Origin of the sequence: Psychrobacter sp. T6-6, assembly GCF_052258185.1 — a bacterium.
Taxonomy (GTDB): domain Bacteria; phylum Pseudomonadota; class Gammaproteobacteria; order Pseudomonadales; family Moraxellaceae; genus Psychrobacter.
The window spans coordinates 41143-64509 of the sequence record NZ_JBQQEX010000007.1 but is presented as its reverse complement, the minus strand read 5'-3'; the positions used below and the strand labels follow the sequence as shown (position 1 = coordinate 64509).

The window sequence follows — 23367 nt, the reverse complement described above, 5'->3', positions numbered from 1 at the left end:
ATGCAAGGCTAGGTCTAATTACCCGAACGACAGCTATTTACATCCTTATGCTGTCAACGCCTCGCACCTACTTTGATTTAAGGGTGTAAGAGTCTAAGTCATGGGCAATAAAAATATTTCTTTAAGCTTCGATACGGCAGAGTACTATAACCTCGAAGAAGCAAGCGAATACTTAAATAGAAAAAATAAAATTGAAAATATAACACAAAAAAAACTACTAAAAAAAATCTATCAATTTAATTTAGATGTCTATTGTTTTGGAAAAGGCTTCTCTTTAATGGGTACTCACTATCTAAATGAATTAGTATTTTTAGAAGAATTAGATAAGTCAGGTCCAGACTACGACGTTTATATAGGACAAATAGATAATTATCTATTTAACTGTGATATTAGACCTTCTAACGCCTGTAAAGAATACGGATTATTCCTCCAACTAAGTAACAGAATGATTAGCCAATTATTATTTTTAGGTCATACTGATATTAGTGATGAATGGTCAGATATTGAAGGGCTTTTACCCCATAGCAGACTTAATGCTGATCCAAGCAATGTTGAGGAGTTTCTTAATCCAAGTCAAATTCCTAGTAACTACAAAGGCGAAGACTTTTATTTTAACCAAATTAAGGTCGCACAAAGTACATATAAACCAATTTTTTCCGAAGAAGATATTGAGGATAGAGGTCTTCAAGAAGCATTAAAAAAAATCAACCTAAAGGTAGTAGAACATCATCACCTTGAAGACTTTCAGATAGCATCTTATGAAGGCTCAAACCATTATTTTAATAATGAAAACACAATTTCATTAACTTTAGAAATTACTATTGATGATATTTTAATTTTACACAAAGATTTAGAAAAGCTAGAAGAGTATATTGTCGAAGATGTTTCATTAACAGAAGAAACAGAGCAATTGTTCAAAAAGAAAGGGGTAAGTCCTAAATTATCAATAGCAAAATTAATAGCTAATGTACACGCACAGAGTTTATGGACAAACGACCATGATCAGAAAATTCGGATTGGAGAAATGTGTGATCACATATGGGTTTATTTACTCAATACTGAGTACCGGACTATGCTTCCTGAGAGAAGGCAGTCCTTAAAAAATTGGTTAAATAATATACCTGAGTATGCTAGCCAACCAGGAAAAACTCCTAAAAAAAATAAAATATGAACTCCATCAACCTAAGTTTATATAGATTAACCTAGGTTGATGGAGTTTTCCTAGTTAATCGTATCCACTAACATAGACCCATACAAGACAAGCTATTACAAACCGTAGTAGCGCATAGTATGGAGTTTTTTACATGACAAACACCAGCCTACAAACCCCCGTTATCGGTTTCACTCACAACACCTCAAACGACATTGAACAAATAGCAGATAAACTACACGTCCAATATTTGCCACCGCAAGGTATGAGTCGTGCCAGCCAGCTTCTGCCATTCCTACCTTTCGGTAGCAGTACCTTATGGGCATGGTCACGAGATGGACGCTTCCCATGCCCGATCCGCCTCTCAAACACTATGACTGCATGGCGCAATGCTGATGTTATCGAATGGCTGAGCAATCAAAACCCTCCTATTAGTGAGGGAGTATAACCATGATTATTCAAAATAAAAAAGTTCAGCGAATCTACAGCCCCATAAGTAATGAAGCTCAAGATATTTACATGAGCATTAATCTATTAAATCTACATAACCTATCAGTGCCTCTACAGTTACTAGCTAAGGCTAGATATAGCTTATCTGTTATTCATGATGAGCTATTACACACAATTAGAGACAACTGTCTCAACCGCGGTAAAATCGGACAGTTTACCGCGAACCTCCATACCAAAATTGAACACATGTCTCTAGCCTCCCTAGAAAATGATTCCGGTATTGGCGTCCTAACTAAACCTTTAATTCAAATGGCAAGGAAGCTGTATGACAGCCTTTATGCCGATGAGTCTTTGACTATTATTCACTTTCACGATATAGCCAAGCAGGTGCTCGATATTCACGAATGCTTAGATAGAGTCTGCTTACTTTTACTATATCGTCAAATGGAGGTTAATTAGTCATGTCCTATAACACTGTTTCATTAATTCCAGCTATCAACACCAATACCTTTGCCCTATTAAAACTAAATGATGAAAATTTATGGCCCTGGTCTGATATTAGAAAACTGTTTAGGCTTAAAGACGAGCCTTACAGAAAGCCCGGTTTATTAGATCGTACACCATACCAGCTATTGATCAGTGAAGAACAGATAAGCTTACTTCAGCGAAAAACAGTCAATAAAAAAGTCTATGCGGGCAGCATAGACTTTATAGAATCCATCAATACGTTCAACGCAGTTCCAGCCCCAGAGCAAGGGCTGGCAAGTTATATAGCTTCATCCAAATCGTTTGATTATATCAACTTGAATCAATTAGCACCTTTTCAACATCAAGTATTGCACTTCAAAAGCAATCATAACATAGGTTTCAGTGATGTGTTAGGCAAGGTGTTCCGTCAAATCATGATCATAGGGGCCTATCTGATGCATTACTTCCCTTTTAGTCCCAAGGACTATATGAGTAAAACTAGCTTTTTAGAGCCAATGGAGGATTTAGCGTATCGCCGTATGTTGGACTATTGCTACCTTAATGAGCAGCCACTACCTAAAGATATTACTGAGATTGCTTTGCTAATAAGTATGCGAACGCATAGCGATAGCATTGCGGTCGTATTGCATTACTTTTTTGAGCTTACAGATGATGGCTATATTAATGATAGAGTTGAGAGAGACATTAAAGCATACCAGGAAAAATCGGTTAAAGCACGTGCATCAGCTAGGGCAAGATGGGATGAAAAAAAATCTAAGATTAGTAGGAAAGAGGTATTGAGCGAACGCAATGCGAACGCATGTAAAACGCATGATGGTCGCAATACTAACTATAAACTATTAACTATTAACGAAGAACTAGAAACTAACTCTAATAGTGCTAACCAAAAACAACTTAACATCCCTTTTGATCTTTTTTGGAAAACCTATGCTAAGTCTGTAGCTAAGGGTAAATGTGAGTCTAAATGGAGCTCTCTTAGCAATAAGGTTCGTGAACAGATTATGCTGCACTTGCCAGCTTATATTACTTCAACACCAGTCAAAAAGTTTCGCAAAGATCCGTACACCTACTTGAATAATGAGTGCTGGCTAGACGACATTATTGCCAATGAGCCTCGCATTAACCAGCAAGCGGCTACCTATAGCGATATGAATGTAAACGCGAAATATGATGACCCAAACCATAATCCTTTGGGTGGACTGTTTACAGTACAAGGATCTGTCTAATGGAAACTACTAAAGAGTTACCTAAGGTAGAGATTGGTGGCCGTTTTCTGCGTAACCTTCTAACTGACTGTAATATTCATGGGCGGACAAAACACCTAGATCTTAACGGTAGTATCGAGTGCTACAAATGTAATGACGCTAGGATAAAGATAGCTAGAGATAAACGACTGAAAATTGACCACCAAAGCATGAAAGCGCTAATGATAACCAAAATGATATCAAAAGGCATAAACGTAAATATGAGGCGTTTTAGTGATTGGCAGTATGATGAAACTAAAAACGCTGAGCAGCGCGATAAGATTGCCCAGCTACAGCAGTACAGTGAATTAATTAATAGCGATTCGCCTAATCTAATTATTCTTGGCCGCACAGGTACAGGCAAGACAATGTTAGCCAATGCAATCGCGGTCAATCTCTACTTAGAAAAGGAGCAATCCTTACCAAGTGAATTTGACAGTTATAACCAGCAGGATTTTTATAACCACACTTGCGAGCTAATAACGTCTTTTAATATTGGCTCTGAAGCACGCGCATGTTGGGGCAACTCTCAAAAAAGTGAAGACGATTACTTGCAAAACTTGGCGGCCAATGAGCTATTAATCATTGACGATTTGGGCGCAGGTGATCGGCACGCAAAGGATCGCGAACGAATTGCCCAGATAATTATTTCAAGACATGAAAAAGCGCCTACCGTGATTACAACCAATATGGACATCGCTGACTTGCATGAGTTTTTAGGCGATAGAGCATGGGATAGATTACGTGAAAATTTATTAGTAATGGTATGCGACTGGGATAGCTACCGAGCTAAAAACGCTATTATTCAGCTTGTGGGGTCTGCCAAATGAATAATGAACAAAGCAGGTACATCCAAGTCGAACAGTCTGTTCTTAATCAATTGCTAGGTAGAGGTACGGCGTTTGATGTGGTCAGCGACATTATTGTTGCTGATGACTTCGAAGCCGTAAGACATCAGGTTATGTATCAAGCTATTAGTGATTTGGCAATGGCCAATAAGCCTTATGATGAAGTTATGGTGGCTGATCTGCTTGAGGAGCGTAACCAACTTAACGATAAGTATTGCCCAACCAATTACTTTGCCGTAATGAGCTTAGTACCGAACATTTCGTTCAGCAGTTTACGTAGCCATGCTCAATTAGTAAAACGCCGGTCAATTCGTAGACAGTCGATTGCTCAGTTCAAGTTTGGCATTCAGAAACTTGAAGATGGCGATAGTCAAACCATTGATGTGAATAACGAGGTCATGAGTGCCATTGCTAATCTTGAGATAAGTAATGACACTAATAACCATGCGCGAGTTGGTACGTTGATGGGCAGTATGATTGAGCGCATCGCAGCGGCTAAAGATGGCATAAATAGCTTTACCAGTACTGGATTTCCAGAGTTTGATAACTTGGCGATGATTGATGCTGGTAATCTGGTTGTCGTTGCCGCCCGGCCTTCCATGGGTAAAACTGCATTGGTTATGAGTTATCTGTCGCATATCGCTAAATATAAAGAAGGTGAAGCGGTCTTCTTTAGTATAGAAATGCCATCTGATCAGGTGATGGATAGGCTGGCAAGTGCCAAGGCTAGTATCCATCTAACGTCTATTAGGAAAGGTCAACTAAGTACTGATGAATGGGCGCGAATGCAGCGTTTTATTTCAGACGAAGAAGATATGCGTCTCACAGTCGTTGAAACAAAGGAGATTACCATTGCTGAGATACGCACCCAGCTAAATAGAATAAAGCGTGAAACGGGCGGCAAACTATCAGCTGTTGGTATCGATTACTTGCAGATAATGGGCGGCCTCCATGGGCAGTACAAGATTGATAATATTAGTACCATTACACGCACGCTAAAAACATTGGGGCATGAGTTCAGCTGCCCTATCTTTTTGCTATCGCAGTTAAGCCGTGAGGTTGAAAAACGTCCTAATAAGCGGCCTATCATGTCAGATTTACGTGATTCAGGGACGATTGAGCAAGATGCGGACCTCATCGTTATGATTTATCGCAACGATTACTACGAGCAAAAAGAGAAAGGCGGCAGTGCTAAGCTTGATGGTATGGCAGAGGTGATACTGGCCAAGAACAGAAACGGACCAACCGGAACAGTTAGACTGGGCTTTGAAGGTCAATACGCACGCTTTACCAATCATATGCCAGTAGCAAGCGACCTAGATATAATACCGAATTATGGGAGCATTTATAATTAATCAAGCAGTATGGCCGTAACTAATTGAGTGATAGTCACGCTTCTAATTTTACAATATCAATGCTCAGGAGAAATGTGTGACCAAACGATCGGGATATACCAAACACGACATTAAGAATATCAACATCACGATAGGGTTAAATTTAGCAGCAGCGCGCCGTAATGCTGGCATGACACAAACAGAAGTTATGAAAGCGATCTGGGGTGTATCAAACAATCGCAATCGTATTAGCGAGATTGAGAACGGTAAAAAGAATCTGACCCTAATTGACTTGCTTATATTTCAAGATCTATATGGCCAATCTCTTGATTATATTTGCGGCCTATCGATTGAGCCTGAGATTGATATATTAGCTGGCACCGTGAATCACGTGGTCAATCAATCACATGCCATTATTGAAATGATGACCTCCGAACTTGCCAGCGTCGTTGTAGAGCATATGAAGTTCATCTGTAAAAACGACCATGAAGCCCTATTGACATATTCTAAAGAGCTATGTGACGTTATAAAATCTGACCAATATATCGGTAATATCAGTGATCCGGTCGTACAAGCTACTCGTCGAGTCATGTCTATTATCAGAAAAATAGACGTTGACCAAGCACGGAAGATAAATGCTGTTGATATGCAAATGATGCAAATAAAAGAACGCATTAACAATGAAGACCGCCACTATTTGCTTAGAGATAGAGACAAAAATTACCAGTATAGTGTGCCGCTACCAAAGCCTGAGACGATAGACGATATACAAAGAGTAGGAGTTGAGGATGAGTAGTCATTACTCAAAAAATGGAGTGTGGGCATCGGCCAGATTTATCTGGGAGAATACGCCTCACATTACCGACCGTGAACTGATTGAACAGCTAAAAACCGGTTATGGAAATGCGGCACCAAAATCGAGCGGTACAATCAGTAAAAGGCGTAAAAAAGAAAACTGGATTAAGAACAGTCTGGTACAAACCTCTAAAAAATACATGGACCTAGAGGCGAATAGCGATGGAAGCAAGCCAGAACGGAAGCAGAAACCGCAAAACACTCATTTAATCCCATCGAAAACTAATAAAGCAGAAAACCTGGAATCAGACACAGAATTGGAAGCGGCAGGAAGCAAGATTGAAGGAATAGTTGAGAGCGTCGTTATTGATGCTCAAGGTCGTGCTAAGATTATTAAAAACACCAGAAGCAGGTTTGATAACTTAGGTCAGTTATTTGATCAGGCATTGACCGCGGCATTATCTTTACAGGGATATGCGAATGCAGCTAGTGAGGATCCTGAAGCTGGCGAACAATTTCAAAAGGCATTATTACTATCAGAATCTTTGTCCGATACAGTTGGAAATCTCGCTAAGTCATTGAAGATCATAGCAGAGGTAGAAATGCCTTTATGCGGCATTACATCAGACGACTTTAAGCAATCAGATCAAGATCGTCGTTTAAATGCTTTAGCTACGCTTGGTGATATTCACGAGCAGGAACAAGCAGCACGTGCGCGTTTGACACCAGAACTTCATGCGCGATTAGCAGAGATAGATAGTGTTGAAACTTGCACTGATGATTGTGATTTATTTCCAAATTAATATATCAGGTTGGAAAGTCGAAACAGAGCTTTAGTTAATATAACGTCAGATATGAGGCTTTCCTGGAAAGCTTGTAACTGCTTATGATCCATTAGTCGCAGAATAAGGAATGGCTAGCAGCATGAACAGCTTTTAGGACATTAAAGACTACCAGGAGCATGATAAACCAAACAAGCGACATAGGGATACTAAAAAATATTTCGTAGTGATCCCTAAAAAGGCCGTGACATCAGCTTTCGTACTGTTTTAGCTAGCAATAAACAAACCTACATTTCAGTTTTAGATGACAAGTTCACCTCATTTTACGCCAAGGTGCAAACGACCACTGAGATAGTCGAGACTATCAAATAAATCTACGATTTCGATATATCTAGCATCTTATTCTTTATAGTAACGGATAACTTCTTAAATGGCAGCAACGCTTGGCAGAAATGACATTAACACCTTTTATCCTAAAGCTAAATTTCAGCCATATATCGTGCATATGGTGCGTTATTAGGGATACTCTCCTATTTAAAACATTGATGGCTAGAATTTAATCTAATAACTCCGCTTGTCTCATAATCGATTTTAACTCAGCTTGAGCAGCTTCTATTTCAGCTAGATCAGACCTGTACTCAGCTTCGTTTAACTCAGCTTGTTCTTGTCTTTGAATGGCTCTTAGCTCAGCCTCCTCTTTTTCTCTTTGATTTTCTTTCAATTCAGCTTCGTAAAACTCTTCTTCATTGGGTGTGACGTACACTTCATCAGGTTGATATGGCTTGCTAGGAACTATATATACGGTTTGAGCTTTGAGAGCACTTAGTCTTTTATATTCATCACACCCATCTTGAATTCTATTATCACAAGCTTTGCCGAACAGTTCTATAGCGACGTCAAGGTCATCCTCAACGCCATCACCGCGAAGATACATTAACGCCATGTTAAAACTGGCGTGGATATTGCCCTGATTTGCAGATTTTTCGCACCATTCAAAAGCTCTTGAATAATCTTGGCGAACCCCTTGCCCTTCTGCGTACATTGCACACAGTTTAAGTTGGGAGTCATTATCACCTCTATACGCGCCTATCTTAAATAAATCAAAAGCTTCAGCATAATCCTTCTCAACACCTTTTCCTTCATAATACATATGACCTAAAGTAGATTGAGCGTCAGCATTACCTTGATTTGCAGATTTTTCACACCATTCAAAAGCCTTATAATGATCTTGCTCGACACCTTGTCCTTCATAATACAACGCACACAGCATCATTTGAGCTTCAGTATTACCTTTGTTCGCTGCTTTTTCAGCCCACTTGAAAGTATTAGGGTAATCACTCTCATTAAGGTAATTCAATGCTAAATCGTGTTGTGAAGCAGTGTCGCCTAAATAAGCGGATCTTTTTGGCTGTTTAAGACTAAAAAACCAACTTGCTACGATCACTATAATCACTAACAGAAACCCAAACATTACTGCATATATTTTCTTCAAGGAATGATGCCTCAGTGCCAATAATAGATTGCAAGACTATACTTTATGGATATAAGCTAAATCAAATAATATAAATAAAACAATTGGAAGTTTGAGATGGTTGCTAGCGCAGCTAATAAGCTCTTTAGTGTAGAGAGATTTAATCCCTGCTAAGTATAACCAGCCCTCATCAGTCCATATGTAAGCGAGCTCAACAACCTATGTTTGGTTAGGGCAGCTACCCGTCTTTCGGGTTAATAGAGTTGGCAGCTTTATTTTTGAATAGCATAATAGATGATAGTATGTAATATTGAAACATTGTTTATAGCTAACGTAATAGACTATCAATGAAATTAAGTCTACTACTAACGCAACTACGAAGTTATATCAAATAATATCTTAGAGTCAATAAAACATACCTATTACAAAAATTAAAATGAATGGATTACTCTATCCATCATTTTTTGCTCTTTCATTCAGGATTCAAAGTATGGCCGTTAACCAAGCGAATATCTTAGACTCATTAGACAAAATCTGTCGTGAGCTCAATATCAATGAGTTTTTTTATGACTTTCTCTTGGCGTATGGTCTGCCAAAAAGCACAGTCACACGACTGCGTAAAGAGGATGACAATCGTAATGTAGCAGATGGCGATGGCATCGCTTTAAAGAAGAAAATCTACTTCAAAAAAGTAAGTATCGGTGATGACATAGAAGCTATTGCAGAAGAGATAAAGTCTTCTAATGTCATATCTCAACATGATATTCGCTTTGTGATGGTGACCGACTTTCAAACACTGGTTGCTTACGATTTAAAGGCAGAAGAACGCCTCGAAACCACAATCGAGGCACTACCCCAGCAGTACGCCTTCTTCTTACCGCTGGCGGGTTATGAAAAAGCCATCATGCACTCAGAGCATCCTGCCGATATTCGCGCATCCGAAAAAATGGGTCAGCTTTTTGATTTAATTAAAGCGCGCAATGATCTGACCACTCCTGAAGACATCCATGCCCTGAACGTATTCCTAACTCGACTATTATTTTGCTTTTATGCTGAAGACACGGGGATTTTTGCAGAAGGTCAGATGACCTCAGCTATTCAATCGAGTACACAGATTGATGGCTCTGATTTAGCTCATTTCTTCAGCGATCTATTTAAAGTATTGAATTTAGATAATCATTCACCTGAACGAAAGGACATGCCAGCCCACTTCCAAGCATTCCCTTATGTGAACGGTGGCTTGTTTCAGACAGATGAGCCTACACCAGAGTTTGGCCGTCAAGCGCGACGTATTCTGATTGATTGCGGTACCTTAGACTGGTCGCAAATCAATCCTGATATTTTTGGCTCCATGTTTCAAGCGGTTATTGATGAAGAGCATAGAGCTAATTTAGCGCAACACTATACTTCAGTTCCAAATATCATGAAGGTCATACAGCCTTTATTTCTAGATACACTATACGAGGTTCTGGAAAACACTCGTGATAATGAAACCAAGCTAAAATCATTGCTTGTTCGACTACAAAATATAAGGATATTCGACCCTGCGTGTGGCTCTGGTAATTTTCTCATTATTGCTTATAAAGAACTACGCAAGCTGGAAATGGAAGTAATAGACGCACTTAACGCTACAAGTAAACAGTCCGTAATTTACTATACAAATATTCGACTATCACAGTTCTATGGAATAGAGCTTGATGATTTTGCACATGAAATAACAGTACTCTCACTATGGCTTGCTGAGCACCAAATGAATCAAGTTTTTAAAGAGAAATTTGGTTATACAGAACCTGCACTACCACTAAGGGAGTCAGGTCACATTGTAGTTGGAAATAGTTTGACGGTTGACTGGAATACCGTATGTCCTAGGGAGAATGAGAAAGGCGTATCTCATGAGATTTACGTCTGTGGCAATCCACCATTTTTAGGCTATAGATATAGAACTGACTTTCAAAATAAAAACATGGATTTTGTTTTCCATGGATTCAAAAAGCACCGTTTCCTTGACTATGTTTCATGTTGGTTTTGGAAAGCTACAAACTATATGGATAACAAATTAATTGAATGCGCTTTTGTTTCTACAAACTCTATCTGTCAGGGTGAGCAAGTAGGAATGCTTTGGCCCTTTATTATAAGTGAAGGAGTAAGGATTAAATTTGCTTATAATACTTTCCCATGGAAAAACTCGGCAAAAAACAATGCTGCGGTTCATGTAATTATTATCGGTTTAACTAAGAGACCTGGTTTTGCCAAACTCTTTAAGCATGATGACGATGCTTTGATGACTACTGTACATACCAATATCAACCCTTATCTAGTAGGGGCTAGTAATATTATAATAACTAGCTCAAGTAAACCACTCACAAAACAGATCCCTATAGCACTAGGAAACTACCTTAAAGATGGAGGGGGGTTAATCTTAACAGAAAACGAGAAAAACAAGCTATTATCTGAGTCACCATTAGCTGAACGTTGGGTTCGACTATTAATAGGTGCAGAAGAAATGCTAAATGGTACAAAGCGTTGGTGCTTATGGTTTGAAGGAGAAAAATTAGAAAGTTTAATTAATATTCCATTCATTGCTCAACGTCTAGAGCAAGTAGAGAACTCGAGACTTGCTAGCACTAAAATACAGACTAGACTACAAGCTAATACACCTCATCTTTTTTCAGAAGTGAGACAGCCTTCTGAAGGGTCTTATCTTCTTATACCCACTGTCAGCTCTGAAAGAAGAAAGTATATTCCCATAGGTTTTTACAACTCACAAGATATAGTGGTTGGTCCAAACTTCTTAGTTGCAAATGCAACTTTATTCGAGTTTGCTATACTGACTTCAGAGATGCATAACGACTGGATGAGAGCAGTAGCAGGCAGGCTAGAAAGCCGCTATCGTTACTCATCTACTCTAGTCTACAACACTTTTCCTTGGCCTATTATTACAGCGCCAAAGCGTCAGAATATCGAAGGCTTAGCTGAAGAGGTTTTACTTATTCGAGAAGACTATCCTAACAAAACGTTAGCAGAATTGTATGACCCTGATAAGATGCCTGCGCCACTTATCGCAGCTCATAAAGCCTTGGACGCAGCCGTTGAGAAGCTTTATAGAGATACTCCATTTAGAGATGCTGAAGAACGACTGACGCATTTGTTTGGACGCTATGAGAAACTAATCGCTAAAGAGAAAGTGGGTGCGACAGCTAAGAAGAAAGCCAAAAGGACTAAATAATAATGGCAGACTTATTAACCGTTAAATATAAGCAGACCGGTAAGAGCTCTAACCTTAATGAAATGGGCATGCGTGAAATGCAGGCGCGCGCGTATGAAGCGCGTGATGCTCAGTACTTGTTATTAAAAGCACCACCGGCATCTGGTAAATCACGGGCGTTGATGTTCTTAGGATTAAACAAGCTACACAAACAGGGCCTAAAAAAAGTTATTGTGGCAGTACCTGAGATGTCCATCGGCTCTTCATTCAAAGATACAGCGCTGACAGCTAACGGCTTCTTTACTGACTGGTATGTGCCGGCAAGTTATAACCTTTGCATACCTGGTGGCGAAGGTAAAAAGGTAGAAGCCTTTATTCGCTTTATGTCCGATCCAAACGCCGATACTATTATTTGTACGCATGCGACTTTACGCTTTGCTTATCAAAAATTAGAGCCAGCAGCGTTTAACGATACAGTAGTGGCCATTGATGAATTTCACCATACTTCGGCAGACGGTGAGAACCGATTGGGTGAATTGATAGACGGTGTGATGAGAGGATCTAACGCTCATATTATTGCAATGACCGGCTCATACTTTCGCGGCGATGCCGTGCCTATCTTGCTACCTGAAGACGAAGAGAAGTTCACTCAGATAACATATTCATACTATGAGCAGCTAAATGGCTACCAATATCTAAAATCGCTGGGTATCGGCTATCATTTTTATACAGGCCGTTATCTTAGCGCTTTACCTGAAGTACTCGACACCAGCAAAAAAACAATCATTCATATTCCTAACGTGAACTCTATAGAATCTACCAAGGATAAGTACTCAGAAGTTGATCATATTCTTGACGTTATTGGTGACGTTGTAGAGCGTGATATGCAAACAGGCATTATTACTGTTGAAGACAAGAGTGGGCGACTGCTTAAAGTAGCTGACTTAGTAGATGACAATCCACTGCGAATCGAAGTGCAGAACTATCTGCGCAACGTTAGTAAAGCGGATGATGTTGATATTGTCATTGCCTTGGGCATGGCAAAGGAAGGTTTTGACTGGCCATGGTGTGAGCATGTTCTAACTATCGGTTATCGTTCTTCCCTTACTGAAATTGTGCAGATTATTGGCCGCGCGACCCGTGATTGTGCTGGCAAGCCGCACGCCCAGTTTACTAACCTAATCGCCCAACCTGATGCTGAAGATGACGACGTTAAAGTCTCGGTCAACAATATGCTTAAAGCGATCACAGTATCGTTGCTGATGGAGCAAGTACTGGCTCCTGCTATTAATTTTAAACCACGCTCGCGCATGCTCTATGATGAGCAAGTACCGCCTGGGACTGTTATCATCGAAGATAGTACTGCCCCTGTTTCAGATCAGGTACTTAAAGCACTATCAAACTTAGATAATATCAAAGCCGCCATTCTTCAAAGACCTGAAATCATCGCACCAGCAGTGACTGGCGAGCCTGATTTAGAGCTCATGATAGAAGTTGAGATACCAAAAATAATAGAAAGACTATACCCAGATATGGATGAGGATGAGGTTAGAACTGTCTCTGATGCGGTACATACCTCTATGTCTATACAGTCATCCGGCGGCTTAGTAGATGAGTCAGATCTACCAGAAGACGCTGAGATCATGGTGCCAGATAATATACAGCAAGAAGAGCAGCCATCCCCTGAATCGACTGCTACTGGAGGTGGTAATAAACCTAGCGTCAGTAACGGCGAGCCTGAAGCAAATCGTAAGTTCGTTCAACTAGGCAAAAAATTTATAAATATAGAATATCTGAATATTGATTTGATTCGTCAAATTAATCCATTCCAAGGTGCTTATGAGATTCTATCTAAGGCCGTAACACCCTCTACGCTTAAAACCATTCAAGATACTGTCATCGGTATGCGCGCTAGCATGTCAGAAGAAGAAGCCGTCGCGCTTTGGCCCCGCATCCAAGTATTCATGAGAGAGAAAGGTCGTGAGCCTTCTGTAATGTCTAGTGATGGTTATGAAAAGCGGTTGGCTGAAGGTGTGGCCTACCTCAAACGCAAAGCGCAAGAACACAAAGCACAAGCTCAGAAGGCATAAGGATACATTATGTTATCTATCAGACATGCAAAGCGCAAAAGACTTTCTTTAGACGACATACTTAATGGCCCAGATGAGTTTGGATTGCTCAATGTTGAAGCAAAGCGACTTGGCAGCTCATCACCGCCAGAGGTTTCAAAATTTGAAGAGATTAATACGTTTATTGATCAAGAAGGAAGACAACCCGAATTTACTGGTGAGTTACCCGAAAAGTTGCTGGCGCGTAGAATGCAAAGCTATATTGACAATACACAAGCGCATGAAGCTATTCGAGCTTATGATCGACATAACTTACTCACTTCTACCGTTACACAAGCCAACCCACTACAAAATACTGATATTGAGTTAACAGGTGCTGAGAAGAATACTGTCGATGAGATTAAAGAAAGTCGTAGTGCCGGCATTGAAGATGTAGCAGTTGAAAAAGCTGCTTCTTTAGAAGACATCTTTAATAGTGATATGTTTTCTCAGATGGATTTTGGCGATCAAAGTTTATTTGAGATGACTCATGTCCCATCTATCGATAGTAGGGAAAAACCAGAAGAAGTTGCACGACGAAAAGCTTGTAAAGATTTCTATAAGTTCGAGCCTATATTTACCAACATACACTCCAATCTAAAGTCAGGTGAGATGCAAAGCGTCCGTTATAAAAACGAAGCGCAAATGAATGAAGGTGATGTGTTCATCGTTGAAGGGGTCATCTGTTTAATTGCAGAGATAGGTGAATATAGAGAGAATAGCGAAGGCCGCTATGATCCAAGAATGCGAGTCATATTTGAAAATGGTACTGAGTCAAACTTACTACTTAGATCGTTAGGCAAGCGACTTTGGTTAGACGAGACTGGCCGCAAAATTGCCCACCAAACAAACTCCCAGATAGATGACTCGAATACCGTGAGTGACCAAGACAAACGAGCTGGTCAAATATATATAGTGACGACTAAAAGCGAAAACCCTATTCTTAAATCTATACCGAATCTAGTGAAGATTGGATATACAGAACATACGGTTGAGCAACGCACAAAAAACGCTATGCGAGATACTGCTTTTCTAGAAGCACCTGTAAGAATATTGGCAGCAATGGATTGCTATAACCTTAACCCTAATAAGTTTGAAACGTTAATCCATGGCTTCTTTCATGCACAGCGATTAAATGTCACTTTGACTGGGAAAAATGGAAGATCTTATCATCCGCAGGAGTGGTTTTCCGTGCCGTTAGATACTGTAAGAGAAGTAGTTAAACGTATTATTGATGGTAGCATCGTCAACTATAGAATAGATAACACCACTACAACCTTGGTAAGAAAGAAAAATAGAGTGTGAGTAAATGAAAAACACAAAGCAGAGAAATATATTTATTAGCGTTGTCGGACTAGTTATTGTCACTTTAGGATGGACTTATATTGACGGTCAAAACTCTCAAAGCCGTGATTATGAATACGAAATAATGCAGCTTGAAGCAACTATTGAAGAATATAAAGAAGTTATAGAAAGTAGTAAATCCGAAATTGAAAGTTTACAAAGCGAATTAGCTGATGTTAGATCTACCTCTAATTCACTTGACTCCTACAAAATAGAATTAATGTTTGTTGAATCAAAATCAGAAGTGGATGATTTAGCTTATAAATTATCAAGTGATGTCGATGACTTACAGCGCGAGATTCAAGAAGTTGAAAGTATAGCTGATGATGTTCAGTATAAGCTTGAGAGTTCTGATTTACAATATTCGTATTAGAAGACACTTACCTATCTCATTTACCTGAAGAATATAGAAGCACATGAACGGTATGCCGTACAGGTATCGAATTGAGCCTTCTATTTGAGAATGACAACCCTAGTAGCTTCAAAGATGATCGTCAATGATTTGTCGCTTACAGTCCTTACATTGGTAGTTCTGCTTACCAAAGCTTCTTATGTCATTTTTCTTTAAGCTGGTAATGTGACAGTCGGGCAGATGATACCTATTTGTGTCTTCATAACCTCAAATATATCATCTTGTTTCGGCTATCACCCTTCCATTGTTTCCTCAGCATAATTTCTGATACACCACCTATTTTTAATAAAAACTATTAAATTTATTTCTCGTCTGACAGCCTGATTACCTATTCAGAACTGTTCGTTATCTGTCCATAAATGCTCTAATGCTGTTGAGTACTCTAATTCCTTAATTCTAAGCAGTGCTTCAGTTAATACTTCTTGTAAGAGCTCGGCTAAACTACCATCATCCTTAGCTAACTCCTCCCAATACTCATCTGCTAAACTCTTTTCTGCATTGATGGCAAATTTTCGAGAGTTTTCTAATTTACTATCCCCATTAAGGTTAAAAACGGCAATAGTATTATCAGCAATTTCTGTCTCTAGAGAAGTCAATTTTTTTCTAGGTCTGACTTTGCCAGAGTTAAGAAAAAGCATTAACTTTCTAGAATCTATTTTATCAGGCTTGCATACTTTATTTAAGTGTATTGCCTTAGCTACTGGATTGCCGTCTTTATATTTTCCACAACGATCTGGATTATTACATGAACCAAATAGGTTGCTCCAGTCAAAGGTCAGACGCGGGTTTTTATCTCTTTGAATAAAATGTTCAATATGACCTTTGGAGTTATTTTTATAAAGGCTACACTCACAATATGCACAAAACCCGTTCTGCATGATATCGAGCTTTTCCCAAATATCTTTACCTAAGCCGTTATCTCTAATGACAGACCAATTATCTTTACCATGTTTAAATTCGGCTAAGCAATGGGGGGCATCGCCACGAATCAGCTTCTTCATTAAAGTCAATCTCCTTTTAACTCTTTGACCCTTAATTTGAACTCTTGAGTTCTAATATCGCTTTCAACCTTTACAATCTCTGGATGGTCTTTGCCGAAGTGTTGGACTATTTTATTATATAGCCCTATTCCTTTTTCAGACTTCCAAAGATTTTCCTTAACTAAGACTGAATAGTCGGAAAGCCAATTTGCTTCGCATACTGGTGGAATAGCAGAGGTTTTCATTATCTGCTCTAGGACATCAGCACTGCAAACACCTTTAGTTTGAAATTCTGGTATATCTATAGAAGCGTTCCCATCACCATCAAATCTAAGTATACGAATACAATCTTTATCAACAGTAGACAGCACTTGAGGGCTATGGGTAGTCACTATAAACTGTAGCTTAGGGAAAGTCTTTTGAAGATTGATTAATACTTCTTGTTGCCACTTAGGGTGTAGGTGCAATTCAATTTCATCAATAACTACAACCCCATGGCTATGTAAAGGATTTTCAGAGTTAGGGTTCAGTTTGACTAAGCGTCTTGCCAAGTCTCCAGAAAGGGCTACCAACATCTTCTGACCTTGTGATAACTGAGCTATATTTACTCTATTACCAAAGTTATCAACCATTAGTCTAGCTTTTCCTGAGCTTCGATCTACTTCAATATTTTTTATCTCTGGAACAAGCGTTTTAATTGCTAGATTAACAAGTTCTAAGTGTCGTTGATACTTTGTAAAAGAACTAATCTTTATTAAATCTGCTAATTCCTGTTTTTTAGAATTCAACTTAGCATTGAAGGGATCGTTTTCTGGAGTTATTTGACCTGCATATACATCATCAATAGTAGCCTGCAGAGTTTCTATCTGAACCCTTAGCTCTTCAACTTCTTTAGTCTTCTCACCTTTCGCCTGATTAACTAGCTCGATATACAGCTTGGAAAAGTCTTCGAGTTTTCCGCTTCCGTCCAAAGCTGTCTTAATATCGGAAAACCTGTTGCTTACGCTATCGCTTGAAGCTGATTCTGTAATCGTTGAAGATAACGAAAGGTCTGAGCGTTCGACTGAATAAAATGCTAAAAGTGGAATATATATCAAGGGATTGTAGGCTACACTTTTATACATCTCAGCAACTTGTCTTATATCTACTACATCAGTAGGTGAACTGCCACTATATCCAGAAACAGTATTACCAATACTTACATTAAAAGTATTTTGTTCGTCAAACTTAAATCTTGTCGCTACCTCACTAAACTCTTTAGAACCAACATAAATATCACTTTCTGTAATTGGTCTACCAACTACATCTGTTTTTTCTAAGTTATTGTTCAACCATGACAATGTCTTTGCAATACCTTCTGCAATACTAGTTTTTCCAGCACCATTAGCACCTATTAAAACAGTAATATTCTCATTAAAAGAAATATCTAAATCTATAAACCTTCTAAAATCAGTCATATGCATTGACGATAAAACAATTTTTTTATCAAGAAGTGCAGATTCTACTTTCGCCAAATATTGATAAGATAAGTCTTCATCTTTTTGCTCTACATTTTTCCCTTCAAAGTAGTTTCGATACAATTGATATGAAGATTGAAAATTACCTTTATCTGAGCTTTGAATTAGATGTTTGACAGACCTGCTCTTATTTTTGCGTGACATAGTCATTTGATTCCTCAACAATTTGAGTAATTAACTCAGCAGAATATTTTTTTCTCAAAGATTCAATAAATGTAGGCTCTATATGTTTAGCGAAAGAAATAAGACCTCTAAGATGCTGCCTCTCCTCAATATCAAGTTTATTTATTTGAACTTGATGTACCAAATGCTTTATATACCTCTTACGTTCTCTCCCGAGAGAGAGCGTTCCATCATTACTGATGGTTATACCTGTAACATGTCTGTTGTGAGCTTTAGATGAAAACCTAGTTTTCTTTCTATTGATTCTTATCGCATTACCAAATAGATTAGTCAGATTTTCTTTTACAAGTTGTGGAAGGACAAAAAGAACATCCTTGTGTTTGGTTGAAAAGGTTAAATCATCAGCATACCGTGTATATATAATTCCTTTTTCCATACACAGCTTACTAAGAACACAATCAAATTGGTACATGAAAAAGTTAGATACTAGGGGAGAACTTGGCGCTCCTATACTGAGAACTAATTTACCTCCCGTTTTTTTACTTGGACACCAAAAAAGTAATTTTTCTAAAGTCCTCTTATCTTGGTCTGAAGGTAAAGCTATTAACGACTCCCAAACCGTCCAAAATAATGTATTAGAAATAGAATTGAAAAAGTTCTCAAGATCTAACTTAAGTAAATATGGATTATCCTTATGAGCAATTGCATTCTGCTTAATACTCATTCCCTTTCTATAAGCTATCGCTGAGTCATGGATAGGTAAATTCTGAAGTTCCAAATACTTTCGCTGATATTCTTTCAGCTCCTTAGAAGGCTGAGCAATAACTCTATGTCCAGAAGTACGCTTAGGAATAGTGTAGACTTTGTACCTTTTAGGCGCATTCAATAAAAAGCGAGCGACTTCGTATTCACTCTTTTTCAACTCTAGTGCTAACTGTTTGATTAAAGTCATTTTTAGCCCCATAAAAAAAGCCCAAGAGCAGCACTCTTGGGCTCAGCCCTTTACTTAAGGAAGCGATAGGGTCGCAACCTGATTGACGAACGACGTGAGGAAATCAGGTTGCGAACCTATCGCAACCATAAAGCCGTTCAATAAATTAGAGTCTGGCTAAACACCCGACTAGACGGATTCGTCTTAAGCTAAAGGGTACTTAGTATTGTATATCAAGTTCATGAGTTTATTCAATTTTATGTTGTTACTCTTCATCATGCTTTACAAATACATTTTCCATTAAAGAAAGCTATTGAGATTATTTTCGATAAGGCTGGCCTAGTCTTTACCATGTAGTATCAGATTTTTCCGTTCTTTTTACTGTGACATCTTCCGAACTACGGATTTTTTAAACGTGCAGCTACGATATTGCATTAAAAAGATGAGCTTCAGTAATCTATTGTTTTTCTACTAGAAATGACAATATGTACTTAATTCTAAAATACTTACAGTAAAACAACATAATATGATTAATATTAATCATATTATGTTGTTTCAAACCTTTAAAGGATTTTATATATGGTACATATTATTGATGGCCCACACCAAGCTTTTGCCTCGCGCTTATTGGACCTCCGACGTGAGAAAAAGCTTACTCAAGAAGAATTAGCACAAGCAATTAATGTAGATAAGCGTTCAATTTCAACGTATGAGAATGGTCGTACATTTCCTAGAGAGGATACGATTAATCGATTAGCTCAAAAGCTAGAAGTTGACCCCAACTGGTTAGCTACTGGCATAGATAAAGAAATGAATAAATTTATAGCAGAGCAAAATTCTAAATATGACGCTGCTAATCTTATAAAAAAAGTTGATCTTCTCTATATTGAAAAGTGGGTTAAACTTGGTGGTAGGTCAAACTTGGCAAACAGAGTTACTTATAATGCTTCCCCTGAATACAAATCACATTGTTCTGACTTGAGTAAATTTGTACCAATTATCAAAACATCTTTCCAAAATTATAGGGCAGTAGAATATCCAGGAGCTTTACCACTAAATCTCACATATCCAGCAGGCACAATCATAATCTTCGATTCAGGGACAAATATGATAGAGGATATTCCATCAGGAAGCGATATTATTTATAGATTAAGGAGTGAAGAGAATGATCCAGGCTTAAGAACAGTGCTTAAGGAACCAGGCGTGCAACCAGTACTCATTCCAATAGACACTTCTTACTGCATTCAACCAATTTCTGCAACTAATATGAATATAGAGATAATCGGTATTGTGAAGTCAGTAATGATAGGTAGATAGCAATCTAAACTGATTGCCCTATCAGCCTGTAATCGTGCTAAAAAGCTAGAGAATTATCCATCAACAGCGCATGGTAAACGTAAAATCAAGACGGATATACTTAACCCACTTAGTCAAGTTTACAAGGTTGTTGAGATAACTAGATCTATACTTGCCACAACATGAATATATTTATCCAATATTCTGGTAGTCGTCCACCTAATAACATTATTTTGTAATAAGGTTTTAATAGTATTTCCAGTAAATTTCAAAACGGAAGTGACTTTTGTATAATGCGGTATATTTTATTACAATAAATCATAAAGCCTTTACTAACAAAGCTTAAATATAAAACTTTACTTCCTGCCGTTCCGACCAAACATAGCAGTAAAGCAAAAAGCCAATCATTGTTTTCAATGGTTGGCTTTTTTTGTGCTAAATTTGGTTAGTAATTGTATGATGTTTTGATTGAGCAAATAATAAAAATCTCGCCAGGCATGATGAAAAATCTAAAGCCAGTCACCCATATAGCTTTAGGCTGGCTTGTCTTATATATACTTTGATTTAGTGGTTTTTAGAGGTGTGTGCTATGGGTATTATTTACGAAGTGATGCGTAAAATGGAAGAAAGTGAAAAAGAAGTCTTCGATGATAATGAGCATAAAAGCTACGTTCTATTTTATGAGTTCATAATTATTATTGCTTTATATGGAGATGATAGCGAAAAAATGGTTGCTAACTACCTCATAAGCGATGATGAGTTTTTGAAGCTAGACTACTATATTTACGACTCCTTCTTTTCGAAAGTGGCAAATCCTAAAATACCTTATAACAAAGATGGGAGTTTCTCTTTACATGAGATCCCAAACTTAGACGAGCTAATTAGTGAATATGGATTTCATAAGCAAAAATATAATGACTGTGGCAATGAAGATCAATATCCAACAGAATTTTTTTTAGAACAAGTTTTAGATGATCACGTAGAAAACATCTTCAATGACAAATATTGGAAAATTGAAGATATCCTATCATTAGATTGTATATTCAAAATAGGGTTAGATGTCAATGCTTTTGAAGAATGCTACGAAGCATTAAATAGCTCTCCTAGTACTACACTTCGCTATATTAGAGAAAGAAAGGAATTTAAGGAGAGATTAGTAGCAGAACAAAAAAAAGCTTCTAGAAGCCAAAATATTGACCCTGATATATATGATAGTGCTATTGAAAAGTTGAAGAAAAAGGAAAATGAAGTCAAAGATTTACTAGAAAAAATAAGAAATTTAGAAGGTAAGTCTTTATCAAGTGAAAATGAGCCAATGCACCCTAGAACAGCCAATAATGCTAGTAAAATTATAGGAGCACTTACTAGTGAGCTGTTAAGCATAGACTTAACACAACCTTATGCAACTGATAGTAATGGGAGAATACAAAGAGCTATTGAAAAACAAGGTAATAGCGTGAGTAAAGACGTTATTGCTTACTGGTTAAAACTTGCTCATGAAAATAGTATTTAATTTTAATTAGCTTCTAGTTAGAAGTCTTAAACTGCTAACTAGAACTATCGAACAACCCCACCACATATCATACAACCATGTCGAAAGCCGTAAAATACTTTACGGCTCAATACACAACATGGAGCTATGAGCATGACCCAGCAAAACCAACCACCGCACAACGCGCCTAACAATATATCAAAACGGCTACTACCAATACTTAAAGCAATAGTTAGCATCCTTCTACCTTACTTGCTATCACCGCCTGATATCAACATTCACATCCATTACATTAATATCATATTTTAACGCCAAAAAACTGGGCACTACCCTAACCGATACTTGTCATCTATAGACTTTTATAGAGCGAGCCGTTAGGGTAAATGCTACACCTTTACACTGGTTTATCTTATGTCCAACCCTGTCAATCAGCCCACATCTAATCGTCTTATGGATAACGCCCCTTGGGAGCGTTACCGCCGACCTTATGTACGTGATTTGGCTTATGTGCTGGCGTGCCCCAATGTTTTGACACAGTGGCTAGATTTTGCGCCGCATAAGAACACACATGCTGTTTCAGTACATAGCGCCAGTTTTTGGCAGGCGCAGTTTGAGGCGTATGAGCAGAGACTCATAGAGTTAGACACCACTACCGCTTATCAAGAGTTGACCCGCTATTTACTCAAGCGCCCTAGCCCCAATCGACTAGGCTTTCATTTTGAGGGGTTACTGTCATTTTGGTTAGAGGATGGCTATGCGCGTAACCTGCATCCGTATGAGACACTGGCGAATAATGTGCAGCTGTATAATGGTAAGCAGACGGTCGGTGAACTTGATTTGATTTTGTACAATCATGCAGAACAGCTGGTCGAACATTGGGAGCTGGCGATTAAATTTTTTATGGGCTCAGCGCCGTTTGAACCTGAGAATTGGGTTGGAATTAACTCCAATGACAATCTACAGCGTAAGATGACGCACATGCAGACTAAGCAGTTTAGAGCGGTGTGGGTAGATACCGAAGATCAAGGAAAGGTCAAAATCGATAAGCGCTATGGCGTCATTAAAGGCCGATTTTTTTTGCCGATTAACACGACTGACCTTGGCGATTATGAGTGGCCTTTGTGGCTTACACCCAGCTTTCCAATACATGAATGGTGTGACAAGAGGGACAAGGTAGGTCTTGCTACGATTGACACCACTGCATTGCGAGCTGCGCATTATATTGAGTGGTTTACTCAGCGCAGCTTTTACAATGACCGTCAGCAGCAGCTAGGCTGGTCAGATAGCGAGTTACCTAGGACAGGCTTGTACTTTGAGGGTGATAGACCCGTCGTCATTTACCCAAGAAGGCTAAACTCAGATACAGAATCAGAATAAAACCCAGATTAAATCGATA

General features: G+C 38.5%; 19 protein-coding genes and 1 pseudogene. 15 read left to right on the top strand and 5 right to left on the bottom strand.

Annotation, left to right across the window (positions count from 1 at the left end):
- Window positions 1–100 precede the first annotated feature (100 nt).
- The 8 genes from ACTXGL_RS11085 (at window position 101) to ACTXGL_RS11050 (ending at window position 7113) form a co-directional block, all read left to right on the top strand.
- Window positions 101–1171 carry a hypothetical protein gene (locus tag ACTXGL_RS11085; protein ID WP_443526858.1) on the top strand — a complete coding sequence of 357 codons (1071 nt, stop codon included), beginning with the start codon at window positions 101–103 and terminating at the stop codon, window positions 1169–1171.
- 133 nt (window positions 1172–1304) lie between these two features.
- Window positions 1305–1598 (top strand): helix-turn-helix transcriptional regulator, encoded by a 294-nt coding sequence (locus tag ACTXGL_RS11080; protein WP_443526857.1) that lies wholly within the window; start codon window positions 1305–1307, stop codon window positions 1596–1598.
- A gap of 2 nt (window positions 1599–1600) precedes the next feature.
- Window positions 1601–2059 (top strand): hypothetical protein, encoded by a 459-nt coding sequence (locus ACTXGL_RS11075; protein ID WP_443526856.1) that lies wholly within the window; start codon window positions 1601–1603, stop codon window positions 2057–2059.
- Between the two features lie 2 nt (window positions 2060–2061).
- Complete coding sequence (locus ACTXGL_RS11070) at window positions 2062–3315, top strand: YdaU family protein (RefSeq protein ID WP_443526855.1); 1254 nt, start codon at window positions 2062–2064, stop codon at window positions 3313–3315.
- A 239-nt stretch (window positions 3316–3554) separates the two neighbouring features.
- Complete coding sequence (locus ACTXGL_RS11065; protein ID WP_443526854.1) at window positions 3555–4163, top strand: ATP-binding protein; 609 nt, start codon at window positions 3555–3557, stop codon at window positions 4161–4163.
- Window positions 4160–5536 carry a replicative DNA helicase gene (locus tag ACTXGL_RS11060; RefSeq protein WP_443526853.1) on the top strand — a complete coding sequence of 459 codons (1377 nt, stop codon included), beginning with the start codon at window positions 4160–4162 and terminating at the stop codon, window positions 5534–5536. Before ACTXGL_RS11065 ends, ACTXGL_RS11060 begins: the two co-directional genes overlap by 4 nt.
- A 76-nt stretch (window positions 5537–5612) precedes the next feature.
- Window positions 5613–6311: a helix-turn-helix transcriptional regulator gene (locus ACTXGL_RS11055; protein ID WP_443526852.1), complete on the top strand. Its 699-nt coding sequence runs from the start codon at window positions 5613–5615 to the stop codon at window positions 6309–6311.
- The gene (locus ACTXGL_RS11050; protein WP_443526851.1) at window positions 6304–7113 is read left to right on the top strand and encodes a hypothetical protein; all 810 of its coding nucleotides are present in this window, start codon (window positions 6304–6306) and stop codon (window positions 7111–7113) included. Before ACTXGL_RS11055 ends, ACTXGL_RS11050 begins: the two co-directional genes overlap by 8 nt.
- Window positions 7114–7648: 535 nt before the next feature.
- Here ACTXGL_RS11050 and ACTXGL_RS11045 read toward each other — a convergent pair.
- On the bottom strand, window positions 7649–8584 hold the full coding sequence (locus tag ACTXGL_RS11045) for a tetratricopeptide repeat protein (protein WP_443526850.1): 936 nt from the start codon (window positions 8582–8584) through the stop codon (window positions 7649–7651).
- Window positions 8585–9053: 469 nt separating this feature from the next.
- On the opposite strand from ACTXGL_RS11045, the gene ACTXGL_RS11040 reads away from it, so the two are divergent.
- The 4 genes from ACTXGL_RS11040 to ACTXGL_RS11025 are packed head-to-tail and all read left to right on the top strand — an operon-like array spanning window position 9054 to window position 15593.
- Window positions 9054–11789, top strand: a complete 2736-nt coding sequence (locus ACTXGL_RS11040; protein WP_443526849.1) for a DNA methyltransferase — start codon at window positions 9054–9056, stop codon at window positions 11787–11789.
- Window positions 11790–11791: 2 nt separating this feature from the next.
- Window positions 11792–13858, top strand: a complete 2067-nt coding sequence (locus ACTXGL_RS11035) for a DEAD/DEAH box helicase (RefSeq protein ID WP_443526848.1) — start codon at window positions 11792–11794, stop codon at window positions 13856–13858.
- 9 nt (window positions 13859–13867) lie between these two features.
- Entirely contained in the window at window positions 13868–15181 is a 1314-nt protein-coding gene (locus ACTXGL_RS11030; protein ID WP_443526847.1) for a GIY-YIG nuclease family protein, read from the top strand.
- 4 nt (window positions 15182–15185) lie between these two features.
- A complete protein-coding gene (locus ACTXGL_RS11025) occupies window positions 15186–15593 on the top strand; it encodes a hypothetical protein (protein WP_443526846.1) in 408 nt (135 codons plus the stop codon).
- 114 nt (window positions 15594–15707) lie between these two features.
- On the opposite strand, the pseudogene ACTXGL_RS11020 reads toward ACTXGL_RS11025, so the two are convergent.
- The 4 genes and pseudogenes from ACTXGL_RS11020 to ACTXGL_RS11005 all read right to left on the bottom strand — a co-directional run.
- A pseudogene (locus ACTXGL_RS11020) lies at window positions 15708–15812 on the bottom strand (IS1/IS1595 family N-terminal zinc-binding domain-containing protein); the annotation flags it as partial.
- 152 nt (window positions 15813–15964) lie between these two features.
- Window positions 15965–16633 carry a retron Ec78 anti-phage system effector HNH endonuclease PtuB gene (gene ptuB, locus ACTXGL_RS11015; RefSeq protein ID WP_443526845.1) on the bottom strand — a complete coding sequence of 223 codons (669 nt, stop codon included), beginning with the start codon at window positions 16631–16633 and terminating at the stop codon, window positions 15965–15967.
- A gap of 5 nt (window positions 16634–16638) precedes the next feature.
- Window positions 16639–18273: a retron Ec78 anti-phage system effector ATPase PtuA gene (gene ptuA, locus ACTXGL_RS11010; protein ID WP_443526844.1), complete on the bottom strand. Its 1635-nt coding sequence runs from the start codon at window positions 18271–18273 to the stop codon at window positions 16639–16641.
- Window positions 18257–19204, bottom strand: a complete 948-nt coding sequence (locus tag ACTXGL_RS11005; RefSeq protein ID WP_443526843.1) for a retron St85 family RNA-directed DNA polymerase — start codon at window positions 19202–19204, stop codon at window positions 18257–18259. The genes ptuA and ACTXGL_RS11005 overlap by 17 nt, the downstream gene beginning before the upstream one ends.
- Window positions 19205–19762: 558 nt before the next feature.
- On the opposite strand from ACTXGL_RS11005, the gene ACTXGL_RS11000 reads away from it, so the two are divergent.
- The 3 genes from ACTXGL_RS11000 (at window position 19763) to ACTXGL_RS10990 (ending at window position 23348) form a co-directional block, all read left to right on the top strand.
- Window positions 19763–20500 (top strand): helix-turn-helix domain-containing protein, encoded by a 738-nt coding sequence (locus ACTXGL_RS11000; protein WP_443526842.1) that lies wholly within the window; start codon window positions 19763–19765, stop codon window positions 20498–20500.
- 568 nt (window positions 20501–21068) lie between these two features.
- Complete coding sequence (locus ACTXGL_RS10995; protein ID WP_443526841.1) at window positions 21069–21992, top strand: hypothetical protein; 924 nt, start codon at window positions 21069–21071, stop codon at window positions 21990–21992.
- Between the two features lie 390 nt (window positions 21993–22382).
- On the top strand, window positions 22383–23348 hold the full coding sequence (locus ACTXGL_RS10990; RefSeq protein ID WP_443526840.1) for a DUF1853 family protein: 966 nt from the start codon (window positions 22383–22385) through the stop codon (window positions 23346–23348).
- Window positions 23349–23367 lie beyond the last annotated feature (19 nt).